The sequence below is a fragment of the Enterococcus sp. AMC1623 genome (assembly GCF_058216495.1).
The window spans coordinates 1,244,483-1,265,081 of sequence record NZ_CM177096.1; the positions used below are offsets into that span (position 1 = coordinate 1,244,483).

The window sequence follows — 20,599 nt, forward strand, 5'->3', positions numbered from 1 at the left end:
TCTTTCTTATTTTTTTAAATTTAAATAAATCTCATCAGAAACTGGTTCTAGCCATTCTGGAGTGCCAGCAGTAATTGCAATATGTTCAAACCAACTATCTTTTGCTGCACCATGCCAATGCTTTACCCCATCATGTGTAACGACAACATCGCCTGGCTTTAAGAATTGAGCTTCTTTTCCTACCTCTTGATACCAGCCTTCACCGCCTGTAACTAAAAGAATTTGGAAACCATCGTGATGAATATGCCAATTGTTTCGACATCCTGGTTCAAATGTCACATTTCCTACACCGACATTAACTGACGGATCCGCGACAAGGGTTTTCAAATAACTTTGCCCAACAAAATATTGAGCAAACGCATCATTTTTATCACCACTTGGAAAAATCACACCATCTTTGACTTCTTCAAATTTTGCCATTTATATCTCCTCCGTTATCGAATACTGTGTAAGCCAGTTTGCAATAGCATTATCAGCTTTCTCAACTCTTGAACCTCTAACTGGTAAACCTACCTTTACATTTGCGTTTGGACAGATTTTTTTTAGCTCAATTAAACTGCAACCAAAAGCACTTCCTTCATGTGTACAAAATGGATAAATTGTTTTAGCTGACAAATCAACTGTTTCTAAAAAGTGAACAACTATCTGCGGAAGCGAACCAAACCAGTTTGGAAATCCTAAAAAAATCGTTTCTACTCGATTCCAGTCAATCGCTAGTTCATGAAAAATAGGCTTGTCCTTCGTTACTTTTTCCTTTTCAACAATGGCCATTGCCTCGTAATAGTCAAAGGGATACGGAACTTTCGGACAAATTTCAACTACCGAGAGTTGTAACTTTTCTCCAATTTTTTCTGCTAAAATTTTTGTATTTCCCTTCACTAGTGTTTTAATTTGACCATTAACGAAATTTTCATCTTTTCTAGAAAAGTAGATTATAATTGTCATTTTCTCACCTCAAAAAAGCTGTACCATGAATTCAAATAGCTTACAAGTTCATAGTACAGCGTTATTTACTTAGCGTCCAATACCTATTAGGCTTAGTTTCATGCCTCTAAAGCATGTTTGATTTTTTTGATAAATGTAAGAACTGTTGAACTAAGGATGGCATCTTTTTTCCAGACAAGTACACAATTAGTTTCAAGTGCGGGGGCGCAAGGTAGGAAGATTGTCTTATTTTTTCGATTATCAATGGCTCCTTTAATCGCTAAGGCAGCTCCCACTTTATTTTCTACTAAAGAAATGACATTAAAAATTAAATTGTATTTCCCAACAATATTTAAGTCGCCTTCTGTGAATTGTCCCCAAGAACAAAACATCTCTCTGACTTCTTTACGACTAGAACAAATAAGCGGAATCCCTCGAAGATCTGTTGCAGAAATGCTCTGTTGGTTACTTAAAAAATGTTCTGTCGAAACTAATACTCCCCAGATTTCTTTGTCTGGTAAAATCAATTTATTGTATTTATCCATAGGCGTTGGTTCAATTAATAACGCAACATCTAACAGACCTTTATCTAATTTTTCAGTAATATCATTACTCGTTCCACTAAAAATATTGAATGTTACTTGAGGATAATCAGCAATCATTTCTTCTAACATTTCTGATAAAAAATGAGAACTTTCCGCTTCTACACAACCAATTGAAATTTGACCACTTAAAATAGCCTGTTGATAATTCGCAAATTCTTGTTCGGTTTTTTCATTCAACTCTAAAATTTCTTCTGCTCGTTTCTTCAAAAACATACCCGGTTCAGTTAAATATAGTTTTTTATTTTGGCGTACAAATAAATCAAGCTGTAAACTCTCTTCGAATTCTCGAATTTGTCTACTTAAAGTTGGTTGTGTGATATGCAGTTTTTTTGCTGCTTGAGTAATATTTTGTTCTTCTGCAACGGTTAGGAAGTATTTTAACATTCTAATTTCCAAAGATACCTTCCTCCTTATTTTTTCTCTTAATGTTATTATACATGTTAAAGCCTGCTTTAAGACAAGCCGGTCTCTTTTTTTAATAAAAAACTGCACTTCCTATCGAAAAGTGCAGTTCTTTCTTATTTTTCCCATTGTTTACCAAATGATTTTTGTTGCGATTCGACATGTCCTCTATGGCCATGAATCACTACGTCATTGAGAGCGAATTCAATTGCTTCAAACTCTTGATTATTTAAATGAACATCCCATGAACCTAAATTCTCTAAAATCCTTTCTTGATTTTTAGATCCGGGAATTGGAATAACGTTACTATACTTATGAAGCATCCAAGCGAGCGAAATTTGCGCATTTGTAGCTTGTTTCTCTTTTGCAAATGTCTTTAAAAGAGCTATTATCGGTTGATTGGCAACAATATTTTCTTTCGATAATTGAGGAACAAATTTCCTTACATCGTCTCCTTCAAATTTTGTTTCAGTTGTGATTTTACCTGACAAAAAACCACTCGCTATTGGTGAAAAAGGCACCACACTAATCCCATGTTTTAAACAATATGGAAATATTTCCTGCTCACAGTCACGTTCCATCATAGAATAAAGATTTTGTACGGCTGCTACAGGTGTTACCTGATGTGCTTTAGCAAGCGTCTCAACTGAAACTTGAGATAAGCCCCATTCTTTAATCAATCCTTCGCGAATGAACTGCCCCATCACCTGAGCAATATCCTCAATTGAAATCTGTTCATTAATTCGATGTAAATAATATAAATCAACATATGTTGTCTGCAAGTTTTTCAATGAAGCATTCAAATGTTTGCGAATAGCTGTATACAAATCTATTTCTTCTGTAATTTCATTTTCATCAATATGAAATTTAGTTGCTAGAATAACCTGTTCTCTAAAAGGAGCAACCGCTTTCCCAACTAATTGCTCGTTATGTCCTGGATAAAACATTTCTTTCCCATAAGCTTCTGCTGTATCAAAAAATGTACAACCAAATTCATACGCTTTACGAATCGCTTCAATACTGTAAGCTTCTTCTGGAACTTGTCCATACCCATGAGAAAAACCCATACATCCCATACCAATCGTTGAAACTGATAAATTTCCTATTTTTCTTTTACTCATTATAAACTTCCTCTCCTTACTTATTAACTAACTATTTTGTTCATGATATAATTACTGTAACACCTTAGAGTTACTCTAAGTCAAGGAATTTCAAGGAGAAAAAAATGTATACAGTCAAAGAGGCTTCAAAAATTCTCAATATGAGTGAACATACCATCCGTTATTATACAGATTGCGAATTAATTCCTACTTTAATTCGCACTAAAAATAATCAACGTCTCTTTAATCAAGACTCTATGAATTGGTTGTTAGGTATAAAAAATTTAAAAGCTTGCGGGTTATCAATTAAAGAAATTAAAGAATTTGTTCAATTAAGTCAACTAGGTGATTCCACCATTAAAGAACGCCATCAAATTTTTTTACGTTCTAAGAAATTAGCAGAATTACAATTAGCAGAAGCTCAAGCTAGGGTAACCTTTCTTGAAAACAAACTGAGGCATTATGAAGAAATAATGTATAATGGGATTCCTGATAAAACCAATCCTTCTCAATGGAAAAGATAAAGAAAAAAGAGCTTCCCTAGTTTTTAGGTGAAGCTCTTTTAAGATATTTCTGATACTTAATATAAATGAAGTTCTTCTAAAGATTTTGCTATACCGCCTTCATCATGTGTCAAAGTAACAATATCTGCTACATCTTTTAAAACATCTTGCGCATTTCCCATAGCAATACTCAATTCAACTGCTTCAAACATTGACAAGTCATTATGACCATCACCAAATGCAATCGTCTCGCTCTTATCTTTTTCAAGATGCTGAATGACTGTTTCGATTGCCGTTTTTTTAGTGATATTTTTAATGCCTATCTCGCCACTGTCTGGACCAAAGATTGGAACTGTACTACGTAACATATAAAAATCGCCCTCATATTTTTCATGGATGACTTCATAAGGAATCGTTTGATTGATAAAAGAAACTTTATTAACATCCCCATAATCAATCTTTGTTTGATCTTCAATTAACAAGTCTAAAAACCAGGCAATATCTTGTAATTTTTCTTGACCCTCAATCGAGTCTTTCGGTGTTCCTTTTAAAATCAAACTACTCAGTCTATCTCTAAGGTTTTTACTCGCAAACAATCCTTGATTTGATTCTAAATAATATTCCACTTCATTTTCTTCAAGAAAAGTTATCAATTTTCTTAATTCAATTACATCAAAAACTTCATGTAAAATAACTTCGCCATCCACTTCACAATAACCACCACCCGCACCAATCATACCGCGAATCGGTAATTGCACCACTTCTTCTGGGATTTCGGCTTTCGAACGTCCTGTGCACAAAAAGAAATCATGTCCATTTTCATGTGTCTTTATAATTGCTTCTTTCGCACTTTCAGGCACTTTTCCTAAGTCGTTACACAGTGTTCCATCAACATCTAAAAAAATGATTTTTCCCAATCAGCATTCCTCTTTTCTAAAATAAAGTCACCTCTATCTTATCAGTTTTTTTCAACGAATTGAACATTCATAGTCAGATACATCTAGTAAACTATTCGCTAGTTGATAATGACTGACATAATTAGCTTTATGCTATACTAACAATAGCGCTACAGAATGGAAAGGAGTCGCAAAAATGACAAATTTTATTGCAAAAAATGCAACGGTAATTGGCGATGTCACTTTAGGGACAGAAGTAACGGTTTGGTTTAACAGTGTGATTCGAGGAGATGGCAATTCCATTACAATTGGCAACCGTACCAACATTCAAGATGGAACAATTATTCATATTGATCATAACGCGCCAGTAGAAATTGGCGACAATGTGACAGTCGGACATCAATGTATGCTTCACGGCTGTAAAATAGCATCTGGCGCATTAATCGGGATGAGTTCCATTGTGCTGAATCATGCCGTTATTGGAGAAAACAGTATGATTGGTGCAGGTTCTTTAGTTACTCAAGGTACCATTATTCCTCCAAATGTTTTAGCTTTTGGTCGTCCAGCAAAAGTTATTCGGCCATTAACCCCTGAAGAAATCCAAGCCAATCAAAAAAATACTGACCACTATTGTCAATTGGGACAAGAATATTTAGAAGGAAAATATTTAGAAATACAGGAATAGACACGTACCTAGCGTTTAAGTATATCGACTATTTCATAAGTAACTTAACTTCTCAAATAAACAGGCAGTCCGATTAACAGGCAAATCTGGACTGCCTTAATTTTTTTAGAATGAACAACAATTGTTAGTCAGTGAACTTATGATAGACTATTCTTTCAAATACTGTTCTAACTTATCAAAAAATAATTGATTATTGATATGTTCTAATTCATCCAGAATCTCCTCTATTTCTTCTTCTGAGCATTCTAAACAGGTTTCTAAAAAACAACTTAGTAAATCTTGCTTTTTTCTTAAATAGGCAACATATCTAGATCCTTTTTCAGTGAGATATACACCCATATATGGCGTATATCTCACAAGATTTTCTTGAGATAATTTTTGAAGCATTTCCGTTACAGACGACTTTGTAAGGGCTAATTTTTTTGCTAAAAGTCCCGTTCGAGCAATACCATCTTGATTTTGATAATAATTTATCAATTTTAAGTATTCTTCTTTTTCTGCTGAAAAAATTTTCACCTACTCACCTTCTTTCACTTCTAATTGATAGTAGGAATGAATGCTTCACTACCAAATCTTAATACCAAACAACTCTTTCACACCTGATAAAATCAAGGTAGGCAATGCTGGAACAAACAGTACCAGTAAATAGATTGGCAAGGTCAATGGTGCTGTTCCCATAACTATATTAAAGAATGGAATAATCGTTACCAGATAAGAAGAAATACCTGCAAAGAGAACGGCTGCGATTAAGTGTTTGTTTTCAAATGGGTTTCTTCTAAATAATGTTTTCGTGCTTCGCGCATCAAAGACATGCCATAATTGGCCATAAACCAGTGTTAAGAAAGCTACGGTTTGGGCTTGATTACTTGATAACCCTTGGTGAGCTGCCCATAAGAATGCAACATAAACCAATACTCCCATAAAAATTCCGCGAATCAAGACACGAGACCAGGTATAATTTGCTAGAACCGATTCGTTTGGATCTCTCGGCTGTTCCTCCATAATATCAGACTCAGCGACATCATATCCTAGTGAAAAAGAAGGCACTGCATCGCTTACCATATTGACCCATAAAATCATCAAAGCAGTTAATGTTGGTGTCGCACCAGGAACGTTGCCGATTGATTGTGTAAAGAAGATTAAACCAATCAATAATGAAAGAACTTCTGCTACATTGGTTGTTAATTCATGACGCATAAAATTTTTAATATTGGCATAAATGGTTCGACCACTTTTAACAGATTGTTCAATCGTTGTGAATTTGTCGTCCATCAGAATTAAGTCGGCTGAATCTTTCGTCACTTCGGTTCCAGCAATCCCCATAGCGATACCAATATCCGCAGCACGTAATGCAGGTGCATCATTGACACCATCACCGGTCATTGCGACAATTTGTCCGTGCTTTTGTAATTGTTTAACAATGCGTTGTTTATGTTCAGGTGACACACGAGCATAGATATTCGTATGTTTCACACGACTATATAATTCTTCATCAGACATCTTCTCGATTTCAATACCTTTAATCACTGGCGCATCTACCGTATCAACAATACCTAATTCTAAGGCAATTGCTTTGGCCGTTTTTTCATGGTCCCCTGTAATCATAACAACTTCGACATTCGCTTTTTTCAATATACTTACAGATTCTTTGACTTCTTCACGAGCAGGATCAATAATCCCGGCAACACCGGTAATAATTAACTGCTTTTCTAACTCTTCGACAGATCCATTCATTGCTTCTTGTTCCGTAATTTCTCTATAACCAACAGCTAATGTACGTAAGGCTGCTTCTGCATACTCTTCGACGGTATCTACGAATGATTGTTTTGCTTCCTCTGAAGAATCAACTTTATGATTGATTAAAATGCCTGTACTTTTATTGACCAATACATCTGGCGCGCCTTTGGTATATACCAGATAACGCTCGCCTTCTTTAACAATGACACTCATCATTTTACGACTACTCGTAAAGGGCAATGTACGGACAATTTCTTTTTCTTGCTCTAGTTTTTCTTTCCTTAGATCTGCTTTTAAGCCTAAAACTGTTAATGCGACTTCTGTTGGATTCCCAAATGGTTTATATTCACCAGCCATTTCTTTGACAGTCGCTTCATTACATAAAACAGCTCCTTCTAAAAAAGCTAGTGTATCAGACATCTTGGCGCTTTCTTCTAGTGAATTAATATCACCTATTGGCGCATAACCCAGTCCAGATACAGTGTAATAATGGCCGTTACTATAATACTTAACCACTGTCATTTCGTTTTTCGTTAAGGTTCCGGTTTTATCCGAACAAATATAAGAGGTTGCTCCTAAAGTTTCTACACTGGAGAGAGATTTAATAAGACCTCTGTTTTGTGCCATTTTAGAAGCGCCAATTGTCAATACAATCGACAATACTGCAGGCAACGCATCAGGAATAGAAGCTACTGCTAGAGCGATGGATGTGGAAAGTACCGAACCAATCGATGTAAAACTGATTTCCCCTGCCTGAATCATACCAATCACAAAGGTAAATAGAATGACACCAGCTGAAATCAGCATTAAAGTCTTTGTCAATTTATTAACCGTATTCTGTAAGGGAGACGGTGTATCTTCTACAGCTTGAATTAATTGTGCAATGTTTCCTAATTCAGTGTCTAAACCTGTAGCAACGACTAAACCAATTCCTTGCCCATTTGAAACAGTGGAGCCTGAAAAGCCCATATTTTTTCTATCGCCAATTTCGACAATTTCATCAATTGCTTCGGTATTTTTATGAATCGCATCTGCTTCGCCAGTTAAATGTGCTTCAATCACTTGCAATTCATTCGTTTGAATCCAACGTACATCTGCTTCAACGAAATCGCCTACTTCTGCTTTGATTAAATCTCCCACCACAACATCTGTAGCAGCAATTTTTTCCCAGCTCCCATTTCTTAAGACCGTTGTTTGACGATTGTTCATCTCTTTTAAGGCATTTAAACTCTTACGCGCACTAATTTCTTGCCAAAAACCTAAACAAGCATTGATGATAATTAAAATAAAAATAGCTGCTGCTTCATATAGAGATTCTTTACCATGCTGCATATCTCCTTGTATCTGAATAGAATAAAAGGAACTCAATAAAGATAATACAATAGCCCCCATCAATACGATGACAATGGGTTCTTTAAAATTCTTCAAGAAGACTTTCCAGTATGGATCTTCTTTTTCATCAGGTAGCTTATTCACTCCATATTGCTCTCTGAGACTACGAACACGCTCATTTGTTAACCCGTTCGTTGGATCAACCTCAAATCTCTTGATTAATTTTTCTTTTGTTTCTTGATAAAAATGCATCGCTAACTTCCTTTCTTTTTTTCTAAACAACGCAAAAAGAGCGCAAGCAAACAAGACTCTCCTCACCCTTGGAGAATATGTCTTGAAAGCTTGCGCCCAACCTGGTCATTTATGAAATTAGTATTAATTTAACAAAAATTTTCTACTTTGTCTATCTTGATGCCTAAAAAATATAATTTTTTACTACTCAATCGTTATCGCAAACTGAAAACTATTCTTCCCCACTTTTTTCTGTGTTTGAAGAAAGTGACGTTCGCATCTCAGTATCAGCATGAATATTTTAATCCATTGCACTTAATATTCCCTTTTGTAATGCTTCCACCTCGACAACTGCCAAGGTAAAAGGAAAAATGTTAGCAAGAAATTCAGCCACTTTTATTAAAAATTATAATTTTCAATCTGCAAAATCTCTAAATACATCATTCAAATAAAAAAACTGAAACCCTTATACAAAGAGTTTCAGCTACGTCCTCTGCTGGAATCGAACCAGCAACTAAGTCTTAGGAGGACCTTGTTATATCCATTTAACTAAGAGGACGATTGACAAAAAGTCTGTTATCATTTTATCGCTAACCTAAAAAAAACGCAAGGTCAGCGATAAAATTACTTATTAAAAATAATCCTCTAAAACAGGAATATCTGTTGGTAAAATCGCTTCTACAATAGACACTATTTCTTTATCAACCGTTACACAATTGAAAAACATCAATTCTCGTAATTTTTGATAGCCTAAAAAGAGTTGTGTAAAACGTTGAACAGAAATTGTTAGCGTAGGTAGCTTGGTTTTCGCTACTTTACTGACAGTTCCTTTTGAATGAATTTCAAAAATCCCTTCATTCCATGGCGCATAGGTATCTTCTAGAATCTGAATCGCAAATGCTGCTTGTAGATTATCAAATGGATAAACCGTTAAAAATGCCTCAATATCAACAATTCGAACCATCATTTCTGGTCGGATTGTTGCATTTGCAAGTGGTTTTTCTTGTAGGAAGAATGAACTATTTTTATTGTATCCTTGTTCATAGCGAATTTCACTGACCGAATCTCTGTGTGTAGCAATGTAGCGATTCAACGCATGATATGCATTGCCGCTTAATACTTCCCACTCTGCACAATGAAACTTACCATTTAAAATTTGATAAATTAAATAGCCTTCCGCTTCGTCGGATTCATTATAATACACGGCAAAATAATATGGGCGTTGAATATGGAACTTATATTCATACCACCAGTCTTCACGTTGTAATCCTCCATGCTTATTTCGATTAGATGCTTCATATACTTCTTTAATGACATCTTTTGATTGTTCCCATGTCTGTCGACGAATTTTTCCTGGTACACGTCTACTATCCGGCCACTCATGACTAGGTACATCATACGCAATTCGTTCAAAAATCAATTCGTAACCGTAACGACGATAAAAAGGATATGAGAATGGTGCGAGATAAGAGAAAAGAACCTTATTTTCTTTGCAGTCATTTAAAATATTCGCCATCAATTGATCGATTCGGCCTTCACCACGATAACTTGGATCAGAGGAAACAAATCCTACACCTGCCATATCAAACACTTGATTAAAAAATTGAACTTTTAAAGGCGTCGCAATAATTTGACTTGCTAGTTGTTCTCCATCGTAGGAACCATAATGTTTTGAATGTTCTACAATATAATTCAAGCGATTTTTGTATGCGTCGCTTTGATTAAATTGAAACGCATAATGAGCAAGTTGATAGATCGCATCTGCTTTTGTAGTCTCTTGCATTTATTTTCCTCCTATGAATTTATAAAGAAGGACCATAAAAATGACCCTTCTTTAAGTAGATATTTTATTGTGCTGCTTGTTCGCGTTTTAATTCTTGTAAAACTCCGATACGAACAAACGGAATGTAAATCAATGTAGAAATGACTAGGTTGATGGCTGCTAATAAACCGCCTGTCCAACTTTGTGTTGCTAAAAATCCGCCAATTACTGGAGGTGTTACCCATGGTGGCATAAATGTTGCTGCAGGGACGAAACCTAATTTGGTTGCCCAAAATGCAGTTGTAATTAAGACCATTGGCGTGATGATAAATGGAATAAACATAATTGGATTTAAAACAATTGGTAAACCAAACAATAATGGTTCATTGATGTTGAATAATCCTGGTGCAGCACTTAAATTATTTACTACATTGTACGCTTTATTTTTACGACCAACTAAATAGATCGCAATTATCAAACCAAATGTTGCACCTGTTCCGCCTAAGTTGACAAAACTATCAATAAATGGCTTATTCACGATATATGGTGCTACCTTACCAGCTGATACAGCTAATGCATTCGCTTCGATGGCAGGTGCATTAATTGTTTGTAAAAATGGGTCAATCATATTTGCACCGTGTAAACCAAAGAACCATAAGAAAGGTGTAATAAACGCAATTAACAACGCTGATGGATACGTACTTGCCATTCCCATGAATGGTTGTTGTACCGCTGTGTAGAATGAATTAATAATATCTGGCACACCGAATGCTGCAAAAATCGCAGCGACTAAACCGAATAAACTAACTACAATCATCGCTGGTAACAATGCTGCAAATGAACGTGCCACAGCTGGTGGTACACCATCAGGCATTTTAATTACTAATTTACTACTACCAGATAAGCGAACAAATAGTTCTGTTGAAACAATCCCTACAATAATTGCAATAAATAAACCTGTACTAGACATTCCTGTTGCGCCGCCTAGAGCGAAGAATGAAGCTAGTGATACTGTTCCTGCTGCAATACCATCTTTGCCATAACCGTGAGCTAAATTATACGCAATTAAAAATGAAATAATAACAGACAAAATAGCGAATGTTCCGTTCCAAACAGAGCCGCCAAACGTTTGCCAAACACCTTCACCAAAAATACCGTTCATAAAATTTTGATAAACCGGTATTGGTAAGTTATTAATCATAACCACCAAAGCCCCTAAAATCATTAAGGGCATTGTTACCATAAATGAGTCACGAATCGCTACTAAGTGACGTTGTGCGCCAATTTTAGATGCAATTGGCACAAATTTATCTTCCATAAAAGCTACAAATGAATCCATTGTTTCTTCCTCCAAATAATCAAATTATTTTGCTTCGATATGACGATAAACGTCAATAATCTCTTTTGCTAAATCGGTAAATGCGATTGAAGTCATCAAATGATCTTGAGAATGAACGGTTAATAAAGTAACTGTCATGTGATCTCCTTGTGCTTCTTGAGTTAATAGTCCTGTTTGAGAATGATGTGCTTCCACTAATGACGCTTCAGCATCTTTGATTTTTTGATCTGCTAATTCAAAGTCACCTTGTTTGGCAGCAGCAATAGCTTCCATTGCATCGCTTTTTGCATTCCCACCATACATAATTAATCCCATAATTGCTTCTAAGTTTTTTTCATCCATGCGTATATCTCCTCGTAATTAAAATTATTTCATTAAACTTTCTGCTTGAGCTAACACTTTTTCACCATTCATCATGCCATAATCAGACATATTAATTACATCTAATGGAATTCCTTTTGGTGTTAATTTTTGTTCAAATTGAGCTTTCATAAAACGAACTTGTGGACCTAATAATAAAACATCCACTGGTTTTGTTTCTAAATGAATATCAGCTTCTGATGCTGATACTGCAAAGATATCTGCGTCTACCCCTTTATCTTGTGCTGCTTTTTGCATTTTTGTTACTAATAAACTTGTGCTCATTCCTGCTGAACATACGAGCATAATTGTTTTTTTTGCCATGATTGTTGCCACCTCTCAAATTTATGTTGTCTTTACACTTATTTATAAAGCAAGAAGTGTGCCAACTATCAAACAAGCTAAAACCCTTTGAAATCAACGTTTTAGTTACACTATTCAACTACACACTGATTACATTTCACCTACACACTACAAGTTAAGTGTAAAAATACCTCTTTGTATGTAATTTAGTGCGTAAAAAAAGAGCCCGTTGCCGTAGCTCTCTAATACGATTGTTCAATCATTGCTAACATCTGTTTAAATTGACGTTTTTTAAAGAAGCTAAGAAGTACCCCTGTAACCATATCATTTAATGATTGAATCATTCCATGTGAGTCCATTTTTTCTACATATTGGATTTCACAACTCTTTTCATCAATCGAACGAATTTGATAAGTTGCAGTAAAATCATTACGCGTGGTAGATGTTCGGTAAATATATAATTGATCGGTGATTAATTCTTCAATTTTTATTTTAGCACTGGTCTTCTCATTGAATTTCTTGATATATTCAAAACCTATCAGTTGTTTTTCTTTTAACGTTTGACCAGTAGCTTCTTGAACATCATACATCACTGAATCAATAATTTTCTTGTAGAAAAATTCAGCAGGAACATTCATTTGTTTAACGATTTCCACGATTTTCCTCCTCCACTCTCTTTTTTTCTTTTTTATTGCCTTTAATAAATAGACTGATTCCTAGGATTATAAAAAAAATGGACACGATTAAATTGGGCCAATTATACGTGCCGGTCTGTGCATTTACACTATATATAAAGCATATCATCCCTATACTAATTAGAAACAAGCCGTTCTTCAACATATGATTCACCCCATTTCATCTGATTATGCCACATTAAAATATAAAACTTTGCCCCATTCTTCAGCTTTGATTGCATCTTTGGCTAATCGGATTGCGGCATCTTTGTCTCCTGTTATCTTAAAAATTAATTGGATGCCCTTTTTTTCTTTAAACTTATAAGTAATTGCTTCATTTTCAATTGATTCTAATAATTTTTTGATATTTTCTTGTTGCATTGCAGAACTAACTGTAATCATAGTATACACTCTCCATTATTTATAAAATTTCTAGCTGAGTAATTTCTTACTCAGCTAGATTTTTTTACGCTTGATCGGATGGATCAATTTTGTTGGCTGCTAGAATAAATGGTGCCCAAATTAATAAGGCTACTACTAAGTTGACAATGGTTAACACAATCGCTCTCCAGTCTCCTCCTGTTGCTAAGAAACCACTAAGAATCGTAGGCATTACCCAAATAACATTCACTACCACTGGCGAAACTAATCCAGCAGCTGTCGCAAAGAAAGCAATCGTTGCAGTTACAAGGGGTGCAATGATAAATGGAATCATAAACAATGGATTCAACACGATTGGCAATCCAAACATAATTGGCTCATTGATATTGAATATTCCAGGTCCTAATGCTAATTTACCAATCGTCTTGTGATCTGCCCGTTTAGAGAATAACAAAATACCAACTAATAGCATTAATGTTACTCCTGCACCGCCAGGCCATACGAAGGCTTCAAAAGAACCTGCTACCCATTTGTACGGAATTGCATCACCTAATTGGTAAGCATTAGTATTTTCAACCATGGCAACTCCATAAATCGATTGTAAAACTGGCCCCATAATGTTTGTCCCATGTAACCCAAAGAACCATAAAAAATGTACAAGTAAAACAATAATAAATACGGCAAAATAGCCTTGTGATAATCCAAGTAAAGGTTTTTGAATAGATTCAGCAATCCAGTCAATTAATGGCATACCTACAAATTTTTCAAATAAGAAATAAATTGTACCTGAAACAAATAATCCGGCAATTCCTGGAATAATTGCTGCGAATGCTTTAGATACAGCTGGTGGTACAGAGTCTGGCATTTTGATAATAATATTTTTATTCATTAATTTAGCAAAAATGATAACCGAGATAAAACCAAAAATCATTGCTGTAAATAAACCAGTTCCTCCCATATAGGCACCAAATGGGAAGTATCCCCAACCGCCTGCAGAAATTGTTGTTCCATCTACAGTCCAGCCAGCTGTTGTAATAATATCAGCTGCTTCTTTAGGTAAAGCTTCTCCCAAAGTCAATGAAAGATTTGCTGATTGTGGAATCCCCATAATAAATGCCGATAAGGAAACAATTGCTCCTGATAAAGGATCCACATTATATGCTTTTGCAATGTTATAGCCTAAAGATGCTGAAAATACTACAGCCATAATAGCTAACGTTCCTGTCCAAACGAGTCCATTAACTGAAATTAATGGTTGAAAGAATTTAGTAATCACATTGATTCCTTCTGCTTCGTTATACCATGAACCAGAAGTAATATACGTACTTGGAAAGTCACGTACAAAGGCGTTCAATAATACGGCAATCGCTCCTGCCATTGTCACCGGCAACATACCAATAAATGCGTCACGCAATGCTACTAAGTGTTTTTCTGAGCCAATTTTTGCTGCAATTGGCAACACATATCTTTCTAACCATCCTGATAAAGCTTCCATTTCGTTTCCTCCTATAAGTTCAATTCTTAGAATATTTTTTCTAAAAAATAATCAAATAACTATCCGTTCAAAGTAGTATTTGAAAAACATTCTGTGTATTTTGAATCTATCCGTTCTTTTGTTACATCAATAAAAACAATTGATGCCATCAGACCATCTTGTGAATGATGCACTTTAACTAACAAGACTTCTCATCTACTAACTAAAAGTCACACCTTTAAGTAACCGCTTCCATTATATTATTTTTGGCAATCCCTTCATGCACAATCCATCCCATGATGACTTTTAACTGTTTTTTCTTTCAATAAATTCCTCTGATTGCTACTTAATTAGTGCTTCTGCTTGTGCTAATACTTTTTCGCCGTTCATCATGCCATAGTCAGCCATATTGATAATATCCAATGGAATCCCTTTAGGCGCTAATTTTTGTTCGAATTGGGCTTTCATAAAACGAACTTGCGGACCTAACAATAATACATCCACTGATTTCGATTCCAAATGGTTGTCCGCATCTGAAGCTGAGACTGCAAAGATGTCTGCTTCCAAACCTTTATCTTCTGCTGCTTTTTGCATTTTTGTTACTAATAAACTAGTACTCATCCCAGCCGAACATACTAACATAATTGTTTTTTTTGCCATGTTTATTCACCTCTTTTATTTTTTATTTACACTTAACTATAAAGCAAAAAGCATGCCAAAAATAAAAATAGACCAAAAACTGATACATTCAGCTTTTGGTCTATACAGAAAACTACACAGTGTTGATATAAACTTTACACACTTTCATCTAGTGTGTAAGAATTAAAGTGTGTATCTACTTTATTTTCAATAAACATTTGTGTTAGAAAAGCAATTTCATCTTCTGGGATACGTACATTGTAATTCTTTTCAATTAACATCAAACTTGTTTTTAATTGATCGGCTTCTAAACGATACCGTTTTTGAAAACTTGCTAAGTCTGGGAAATGACGGGTTGGTTCTTCTTTCAATAAGCTTTCAATCAAGAAGGCTAAATGAATAACAATGCCTGCTTCAGCACTTGGTTCAACAATTAAATGCATTTGCGTTTGAATTTGTTGAACGGCTTTTTGTAAATCAATAATCAATGATTTTAATGAAGAAACATGGGTAATTGTCCCTTTCAATGAATTGACAATTGTTTCTAACGGTACCCCATCACTGACAATTCGTTTTAAAACATTCAAGCGTTCATGATTAAAGACATCATACGCAGAAAAGAAGGGGATATTCTGATATTCGATCTCTACGGTCCCAGCAATAGCCCGAATTTCGTACTCTTCCAATAAGCCATCAATGTGTTTTTTGAATGTTTCGCGTTCGATAAACTGCATCTGTATAATTTCAACTTTGGATTGGTCGACAATTGGCGCAATTCGTTGATATAACTTCGCAGCCACACCTTCCCCTGTAAAGCAAGTAACCACAATGGCTTTTTTCGTACGTTTCGTTTCATGAAGTGAACGAAATTGTTCCCGTACGATACTTTCAAAGGAGATTTGAATATTTTGATAGATGTCTTCCAAACTTCGTCCAGCATCTGCCATTCGCAAGGCTTCAATCACAATCATGGTACTAGTCATGGAGATTGCTTTCGTACGAATACCGGTTTCTTCATAAATTAAATTCGCAAATGAATTCAATGATCCCATATCGGTTAACAACAATAAACCATTAGATAATTCATCACGGTTTCCATTTACGTAAGCTAATAAATCAGCATACATCTCTTGAACTTCTGTTTCCAAAGACATGTTCATCGCAGTACCAATTGTGGTACTTAACAGTTCTTGCGCTGTTTCAAGCATGCTGCTGGCAGTTGCGCGTCCGTGCATCAACACTACAATGTCCACTTTATTTAAAGGCAATGATTCGGTTTCACCCACTTGAATCGATAAGAACATGCTAATAAAGCCAATTTCATCAAAGGGGATTTCCACATCATATTCTTCTTCAATGATACTTGATAAGTCTAAGGCCACTTGAAATTCTGACTTCAATTTCTTACGAACCGTGTTCAAATCAGGATGTACAATCATATGCCCTTCTGCTACACGATCAAGTGTACTTTGTAAGTGCATTGCAAACGCAAAACGAGCTTTTTCGTTGTACTTACGATCAAGTTCTTCTTCGGCAATATCATACAAACGATTAGTTAACTGCCATAATTCTTGCGGAATTAATTCTTTTTGAACAGGCGCTTGTGCCAACTCTTCCACATACGTTTCAAAATATGCGTCAACATCTCGAGAAATCAATTTTTCCAAATCAACACTTGCCACACCAGTTTCACTTAGCGTAGATACTTTTTCCTCAATGTCATTGTAGACTTGCATATTCCGTTCTGGATCATGAGACCAAACAGCATCGGCTTCTTTAGGTTCGAAGCTTAAAAATTCCCCTTTTCCCTCTAAAAAGCGATCCAAGCGATCCGCCATTTCCTTCACTTTTAATAAGCCTTTTTGAACTTGTAAAGAACAGTCTTTTTTTCGAATGACTAAGATATCCTGTCGATGCGTACGATAGTGTAGGAAAGCTTTGGCACAAACTAATTTCAAATCACGTTTAATTTGGCCAATGTTTGCTTCTGCATCATACAGCATGAAGGCTAAAATGGCTTCCTTTTCTACTTGAATTCTCTGACTCAAACGATTTGCTTCTTGCTTAATAAACAACGAAATAATTTCGTAACGTTCATCTAACGAACGCGCAGCTAAGCTTGGTAAGGTAATCGCCATCGGAATTCGACGATTGAACGTTGTCAAAAAAGAGTCTGAAGATTCAGTTGTTGCGCCAATGATTTGGACAGAAGCTTCATAGACTTGAGCACTTTCCCCTAAAGGACGATACACCCCTTTATCAATAAAGGTAAACAGCATTTCTTGTCCTTCCGGTGGTAAACGGTGAATTTCATCTAAAAATAAAATACCGCCATCTGCTTTAGCAATCAATCCCGGGCTATCTTCCGTCGCTCCAGTATAGGCACCTTTACGAATTCCAAAGATATGACCAAATAACAGCTGTGGATTTTGAGCATAATCCGCACAGTTAAACGAAACAAAAGGAGCCGCTTTTTCCAACATATGTGATTGTACAGCAAAATGATACATACATTCCGCAAACATCGACTTACCAGTTCCCGTTTCGCCAAAAATAATTGTATGTAAACCTCTTGGCGGATATAAAATAGCTGCTTTGGCTTGTTGAATACTAACTTTAAGGGAAGCATTTTCTCCGACCAAGGTTTCAAACGTGATGTCGGTAGAAGTATCCACATGCACTTGGTCATCAGAAATCGCTTCGTATATCACTGGTCGTCCTGAACGTTTTTGAATTTTTTCTTCTTTATAAAGTTCACTCAAATAACGACTAGCATTACTGCGATCAATCTGCAAAATATCGGCTACTTCTGCGGCAGTTAATCCTTTTTTATGCAGTTCAATCGTTTGCAAGATTTCTTCTTTTCTAGAGTACATGTCTCTCTTCCTTTACTTTTCTTTGCGTTTTCGTGCGCCTTTATTTTTTTGTGCTTTTTTGCGATTTTTTACTTTAGGTTTTGTGTTTGATTTAACCGCTTCGTGTTTAACTTTCGGTTCAGTTTGTTTCAATGGTTTGCGTTCTTTGGATTGATGGATTTCCTTTTCAGGTTGTTCATCAAGTAACGCACCTCCATGTAAAAAGACTTCTTCTATTGTTAAGTCTAACTCTCTGGCTAGTTTTTTCAAACGTGGCAATGTGTTTTCTTGGACAATGGTCACTACTTGGCCAGAAGCGCCCATTCGTCCGACACGACCTGCACGATGTAAGTAGCTCTCTTTTGTCAAAGGTACCTCTGCATTGACAACATACGGCAATTCGGCAATATCTAAACCACGAGAAGCCACATCTGTTGTGAGTAACTCCACAATTTTTCCTTGTCTAAATAATTCTAGCGACATCTTACGCAAATCCTTGGATTGATCCGATGCCAGTGATGCGACACGTAAATGATGGAATAATAATTTTTCTTCCGCACTCCCTAAGTCTTGCAATTGATTGAAGAAAACCAGACCCTGGAATCCTTCAATATTTGCCAAACGACGTAACCCATCAACCAAGCGGCGACTTGGATAAACAAGGTATGTGTGCTTTACCACGCCTTTGCTTTGGTCTTCTTTTGTTACATCAATTACTTGAATCTCTGGTTTAATTGCTTGAATTGCGGCTAATGCTTGATCCGCTGTCGCAGAAAAGAAACCTAATTGTACCTCTTGTTGCAAGCTTTTGATAATTTCTTCAACTAAATGACTGGCACCAGGTAAAAACAATTGATCGGCTTCATCAAAAATAATTGTTTTTAATTGATGTGATTTAATTTTCTTTTGTTTAATTAATTCAACAATTCGTCCAGGTGTCCCTATCAGTACTTCTGGTTTTGTTTTTAACTTTTCAATTTGACGTTTAACATTCGCTCCACCGATAAATGGTTGAACATTTAAGCCTAAGTCTTTTCCCCATTGACGGGCAACTTCAGCTACTTGAATGCCCAATTCCTGTGAGGAAGTCAAAATCAACAATTGATTGCCTTCATTCAACTGAACATTTTGCATTATTGGTAAAAGATAAGACAACGTTTTTCCTGAACCCGTCGGTGAAATACCTACAAGACTTTCTCCTTCGATTAATGGACGATACACTGATTCTTGGATAAGTGAGGGCGTAGTAAATCCTTCTTCATCCCAGCGTTGTTGCCATTTTTCAGGCAGTTTAAATTCTGACATCACATTCGTTCCTCTATTCCTGATCCGCATCAAATTTGATGTCGGCTTGTTTTCTCAATTGATACAATACATTATTCACGTCACGTGCTAATTCAACCCATGTTTCATAACGTTCGATGTTTGTTGCATCAGTTGGATTCTCAATGATTTCTGCAAAATCAAGCGCTTCTTCAATCATTGGATTTTCTTTGGCAACCACATCTAAAACTTGCGTCCCAGTTTCACGGTTGTGTAACTCCGCTTTTTCAATGGCATTAATTCCATTTAATGCTAACGTCCCGTTATCAAAATAAATTTCTGAAGGCAATTCTGCATTACCAATTTTACCATGTTGAATTGTTACATCAAACGTATCGTATCTTAAAATAGCTATGCCAATCCCATCGACACCCGTTGCAATTTTACGTGCAAAATGATGCACTTCATTTGGTACACCAAACCAGCCTAACGCTGCATAAATCGCATACACGCCTAAATCAGACAACGATCCTCCTGAAAAACGTGGCGAAAAGATATTTGGTTCTTCTCCAGCTAACACTTGATCATAACGTGAAGAATACTTCATATAAGTAAAGTTTGCTCCGATAATATGCTCAGATGATGGTAAAAATTCTGCAACCGTTTGAAAACTTTTTTCATGGATATTACGCGCTGCTTCAAAGAAAAAGACGTCTTGTTTTTTTGCCAACTCAATAATTTCAGCCATTTCTTGTGGATTTGAAAACGCTGGTTTCTCCACAATAACATGCTTGCCAGCTAAAATAGCTGCTTTAGCTTGACTAAAATGCAAACTATTTGGTGAAGCAATATACACCGTATCCAATAATGGTGTAGCAAAGAAAGTCGCTAACTCCGTTTCACAAGCAATATTTCCTTCATATTTACTAGCAAATTCTTGCGCTGTTTCTAGTCTCCTTGAATAAACAGCCGTTAACGTGTACCGACCCGTTTCTAATGCACCTTGTACAAATTGATGCGTAATCCAATTTGTACCAATAATTCCTAAATGGACCATATTCATTCCCTCTTTTCTATAATTTAACTGAATTTAAAATTCTGAGCTACTTAGGGAAATTTTAACATATAATCACA

At 35.8% G+C, this 20,599-nt stretch carries 21 protein-coding genes, 1 tRNA gene and 1 other annotated feature; of the genes, 2 read left to right on the forward strand and 20 right to left on the reverse strand.

The genetic code is table 11. The features are described from left to right. Positions 1-6 precede the first annotated feature (6 nt). The 4 genes from AC4BC7_RS06130 to AC4BC7_RS06145 form a co-directional block, all read right to left on the reverse strand. The gene (locus tag AC4BC7_RS06130; RefSeq protein ID WP_490504153.1) at positions 7-420 is read right to left on the reverse strand and encodes a cupin domain-containing protein; all 414 of its coding nucleotides are present in this window, start codon (positions 418-420) and stop codon (positions 7-9) included. Further along, entirely contained in the window at positions 421-945 is a 525-nt protein-coding gene (locus tag AC4BC7_RS06135; protein ID WP_207940994.1) for a flavodoxin, read from the reverse strand. 98 nt (positions 946-1,043) lie between these two features. Beyond that, positions 1,044-1,925, reverse strand: coding sequence for a LysR family transcriptional regulator (locus AC4BC7_RS06140; RefSeq protein WP_207940995.1), 882 nt, complete (start codon positions 1,923-1,925; stop codon positions 1,044-1,046). Between the two features lie 122 nt (positions 1,926-2,047). Further along, positions 2,048-3,052, reverse strand: coding sequence for an aldo/keto reductase (locus AC4BC7_RS06145; protein WP_207940996.1), 1,005 nt, complete (start codon positions 3,050-3,052; stop codon positions 2,048-2,050). Positions 3,053-3,156: 104 nt separating this feature from the next. Here AC4BC7_RS06145 and AC4BC7_RS06150 point away from each other — a divergent pair, with 104 nt between their 5' ends. After that, positions 3,157-3,555: a MerR family transcriptional regulator gene (locus AC4BC7_RS06150; protein WP_207940997.1), complete on the forward strand. Its 399-nt coding sequence runs from the start codon at positions 3,157-3,159 to the stop codon at positions 3,553-3,555. 56 nt (positions 3,556-3,611) lie between these two features. Here AC4BC7_RS06150 and AC4BC7_RS06155 read toward each other — a convergent pair whose 3' ends face one another. Beyond that, positions 3,612-4,451, reverse strand: coding sequence for an HAD family hydrolase (locus AC4BC7_RS06155; protein WP_207940998.1), 840 nt, complete (start codon positions 4,449-4,451; stop codon positions 3,612-3,614). A gap of 175 nt (positions 4,452-4,626) precedes the next feature. Between AC4BC7_RS06155 and AC4BC7_RS06160 the strand changes: the two genes are divergently transcribed. Then, the gene (locus AC4BC7_RS06160) at positions 4,627-5,115 is read left to right on the forward strand and encodes a gamma carbonic anhydrase family protein (RefSeq protein ID WP_490504154.1); all 489 of its coding nucleotides are present in this window, start codon (positions 4,627-4,629) and stop codon (positions 5,113-5,115) included. A 147-nt stretch (positions 5,116-5,262) separates the two neighbouring features. Here AC4BC7_RS06160 and AC4BC7_RS06165 read toward each other — a convergent pair whose 3' ends face one another. From AC4BC7_RS06165 to AC4BC7_RS06235, 15 genes are all read right to left on the reverse strand, one after another. Then, positions 5,263-5,631, reverse strand: coding sequence for a metal-dependent transcriptional regulator (locus tag AC4BC7_RS06165; protein ID WP_490504155.1), 369 nt, complete (start codon positions 5,629-5,631; stop codon positions 5,263-5,265). A 48-nt stretch (positions 5,632-5,679) separates the two neighbouring features. Next, complete coding sequence (locus tag AC4BC7_RS06170; RefSeq protein ID WP_490504156.1) at positions 5,680-8,436, reverse strand: cation-translocating P-type ATPase; 2,757 nt, start codon at positions 8,434-8,436, stop codon at positions 5,680-5,682. A 56-nt stretch (positions 8,437-8,492) separates the two neighbouring features. Further along, positions 8,493-8,538: a sequence feature (sodium ion sensor (DUF1646 type); this cis-regulatory element may regulate processes involved in with the transportation of sodium ions), on the reverse strand. 364 nt (positions 8,539-8,902) lie between these two features. Continuing rightward, positions 8,903-8,974, reverse strand: a tRNA-Arg gene (locus AC4BC7_RS06175). A 72-nt stretch (positions 8,975-9,046) separates the two neighbouring features. Beyond that, positions 9,047-10,198: a GNAT family N-acetyltransferase gene (locus tag AC4BC7_RS06180; protein WP_207941001.1), complete on the reverse strand. Its 1,152-nt coding sequence runs from the start codon at positions 10,196-10,198 to the stop codon at positions 9,047-9,049. A gap of 64 nt (positions 10,199-10,262) precedes the next feature. Further along, positions 10,263-11,516 carry a PTS sugar transporter subunit IIC gene (locus AC4BC7_RS06185; protein WP_207941002.1) on the reverse strand — a complete coding sequence of 418 codons (1,254 nt, stop codon included), beginning with the start codon at positions 11,514-11,516 and terminating at the stop codon, positions 10,263-10,265. 24 nt (positions 11,517-11,540) lie between these two features. Beyond that, entirely contained in the window at positions 11,541-11,858 is a 318-nt protein-coding gene (locus AC4BC7_RS06190) for a PTS lactose/cellobiose transporter subunit IIA (protein WP_207941003.1), read from the reverse strand. Positions 11,859-11,882: 24 nt separating this feature from the next. Beyond that, positions 11,883-12,200 (reverse strand): PTS sugar transporter subunit IIB, encoded by a 318-nt coding sequence (locus AC4BC7_RS06195; protein ID WP_207941004.1) that lies wholly within the window; start codon positions 12,198-12,200, stop codon positions 11,883-11,885. A gap of 221 nt (positions 12,201-12,421) precedes the next feature. Beyond that, positions 12,422-12,835: a DUF3284 domain-containing protein gene (locus AC4BC7_RS06200; RefSeq protein ID WP_207941005.1), complete on the reverse strand. Its 414-nt coding sequence runs from the start codon at positions 12,833-12,835 to the stop codon at positions 12,422-12,424. Next, the gene (locus AC4BC7_RS06205) at positions 12,822-13,019 is read right to left on the reverse strand and encodes a DUF3188 domain-containing protein (RefSeq protein ID WP_490504158.1); all 198 of its coding nucleotides are present in this window, start codon (positions 13,017-13,019) and stop codon (positions 12,822-12,824) included. The genes AC4BC7_RS06200 and AC4BC7_RS06205 overlap by 14 nt, the downstream gene beginning before the upstream one ends. Before the next feature lie 23 nt (positions 13,020-13,042). Next, positions 13,043-13,255, reverse strand: coding sequence for a hypothetical protein (locus tag AC4BC7_RS06210; protein ID WP_207941006.1), 213 nt, complete (start codon positions 13,253-13,255; stop codon positions 13,043-13,045). Between the two features lie 64 nt (positions 13,256-13,319). Then, on the reverse strand, positions 13,320-14,729 hold the full coding sequence (locus AC4BC7_RS06215) for a PTS sugar transporter subunit IIC (protein ID WP_207941007.1): 1,410 nt from the start codon (positions 14,727-14,729) through the stop codon (positions 13,320-13,322). Between the two features lie 321 nt (positions 14,730-15,050). Then, a complete protein-coding gene (locus AC4BC7_RS06220) occupies positions 15,051-15,368 on the reverse strand; it encodes a PTS sugar transporter subunit IIB (protein ID WP_207941008.1) in 318 nt (105 codons plus the stop codon). Positions 15,369-15,502: 134 nt separating this feature from the next. Continuing rightward, the gene (locus AC4BC7_RS06225) at positions 15,503-18,223 is read right to left on the reverse strand and encodes a sigma-54-dependent transcriptional regulator (protein ID WP_490504159.1); all 2,721 of its coding nucleotides are present in this window, start codon (positions 18,221-18,223) and stop codon (positions 15,503-15,505) included. 12 nt (positions 18,224-18,235) lie between these two features. Continuing rightward, positions 18,236-19,507, reverse strand: coding sequence for a DEAD/DEAH box helicase (locus tag AC4BC7_RS06230; RefSeq protein WP_490504160.1), 1,272 nt, complete (start codon positions 19,505-19,507; stop codon positions 18,236-18,238). Positions 19,508-19,520: 13 nt separating this feature from the next. Continuing rightward, on the reverse strand, positions 19,521-20,522 hold the full coding sequence (locus AC4BC7_RS06235) for a Gfo/Idh/MocA family protein (protein WP_490504161.1): 1,002 nt from the start codon (positions 20,520-20,522) through the stop codon (positions 19,521-19,523). Positions 20,523-20,599 lie beyond the last annotated feature (77 nt).

Excerpts from the sequence above, each read along its gene's own strand:
- AC4BC7_RS06130 (WP_490504153.1), bottom strand. The coding sequence starts at position 420 with ATGGCAAAATTTGAAGAAGTCAAAGATGGTGTGATTTTTCCAAGTGGT.
- AC4BC7_RS06135 (WP_207940994.1), bottom strand. The coding sequence starts at position 945 with ATGACAATTATAATCTACTTTTCTAGAAAAGATGAAAATTTCGTTAAT.
- AC4BC7_RS06145 (WP_207940996.1), bottom strand. The coding sequence starts at position 3,052 with ATGAGTAAAAGAAAAATAGGAAATTTATCAGTTTCAACGATTGGTATG.
- AC4BC7_RS06150 (WP_207940997.1), top strand. The coding sequence starts at position 3,157 with ATGTATACAGTCAAAGAGGCTTCAAAAATTCTCAATATGAGTGAACAT.
- AC4BC7_RS06160 (WP_490504154.1), top strand. The coding sequence starts at position 4,627 with ATGACAAATTTTATTGCAAAAAATGCAACGGTAATTGGCGATGTCACT.
- AC4BC7_RS06170 (WP_490504156.1), bottom strand. The coding sequence starts at position 8,436 with ATGCATTTTTATCAAGAAACAAAAGAAAAATTAATCAAGAGATTTGAG.
- AC4BC7_RS06180 (WP_207941001.1), bottom strand. The coding sequence starts at position 10,198 with ATGCAAGAGACTACAAAAGCAGATGCGATCTATCAACTTGCTCATTAT.
- AC4BC7_RS06185 (WP_207941002.1), bottom strand. The coding sequence starts at position 11,516 with ATGGATTCATTTGTAGCTTTTATGGAAGATAAATTTGTGCCAATTGCA.
- AC4BC7_RS06190 (WP_207941003.1), bottom strand. The coding sequence starts at position 11,858 with ATGGATGAAAAAAACTTAGAAGCAATTATGGGATTAATTATGTATGGT.
- AC4BC7_RS06195 (WP_207941004.1), bottom strand. The coding sequence starts at position 12,200 with ATGGCAAAAAAAACAATTATGCTCGTATGTTCAGCAGGAATGAGCACA.
- AC4BC7_RS06205 (WP_490504158.1), bottom strand. The coding sequence starts at position 13,019 with ATGTTGAAGAACGGCTTGTTTCTAATTAGTATAGGGATGATATGCTTT.
- AC4BC7_RS06210 (WP_207941006.1), bottom strand. The coding sequence starts at position 13,255 with ATGATTACAGTTAGTTCTGCAATGCAACAAGAAAATATCAAAAAATTA.
- AC4BC7_RS06215 (WP_207941007.1), bottom strand. The coding sequence starts at position 14,729 with ATGGAAGCTTTATCAGGATGGTTAGAAAGATATGTGTTGCCAATTGCA.
- AC4BC7_RS06220 (WP_207941008.1), bottom strand. The coding sequence starts at position 15,368 with ATGGCAAAAAAAACAATTATGTTAGTATGTTCGGCTGGGATGAGTACT.
- AC4BC7_RS06225 (WP_490504159.1), bottom strand. The coding sequence starts at position 18,223 with ATGTACTCTAGAAAAGAAGAAATCTTGCAAACGATTGAACTGCATAAA.
- AC4BC7_RS06230 (WP_490504160.1), bottom strand. The coding sequence starts at position 19,507 with ATGTCAGAATTTAAACTGCCTGAAAAATGGCAACAACGCTGGGATGAA.
- AC4BC7_RS06235 (WP_490504161.1), bottom strand. The coding sequence starts at position 20,522 with ATGGTCCATTTAGGAATTATTGGTACAAATTGGATTACGCATCAATTT.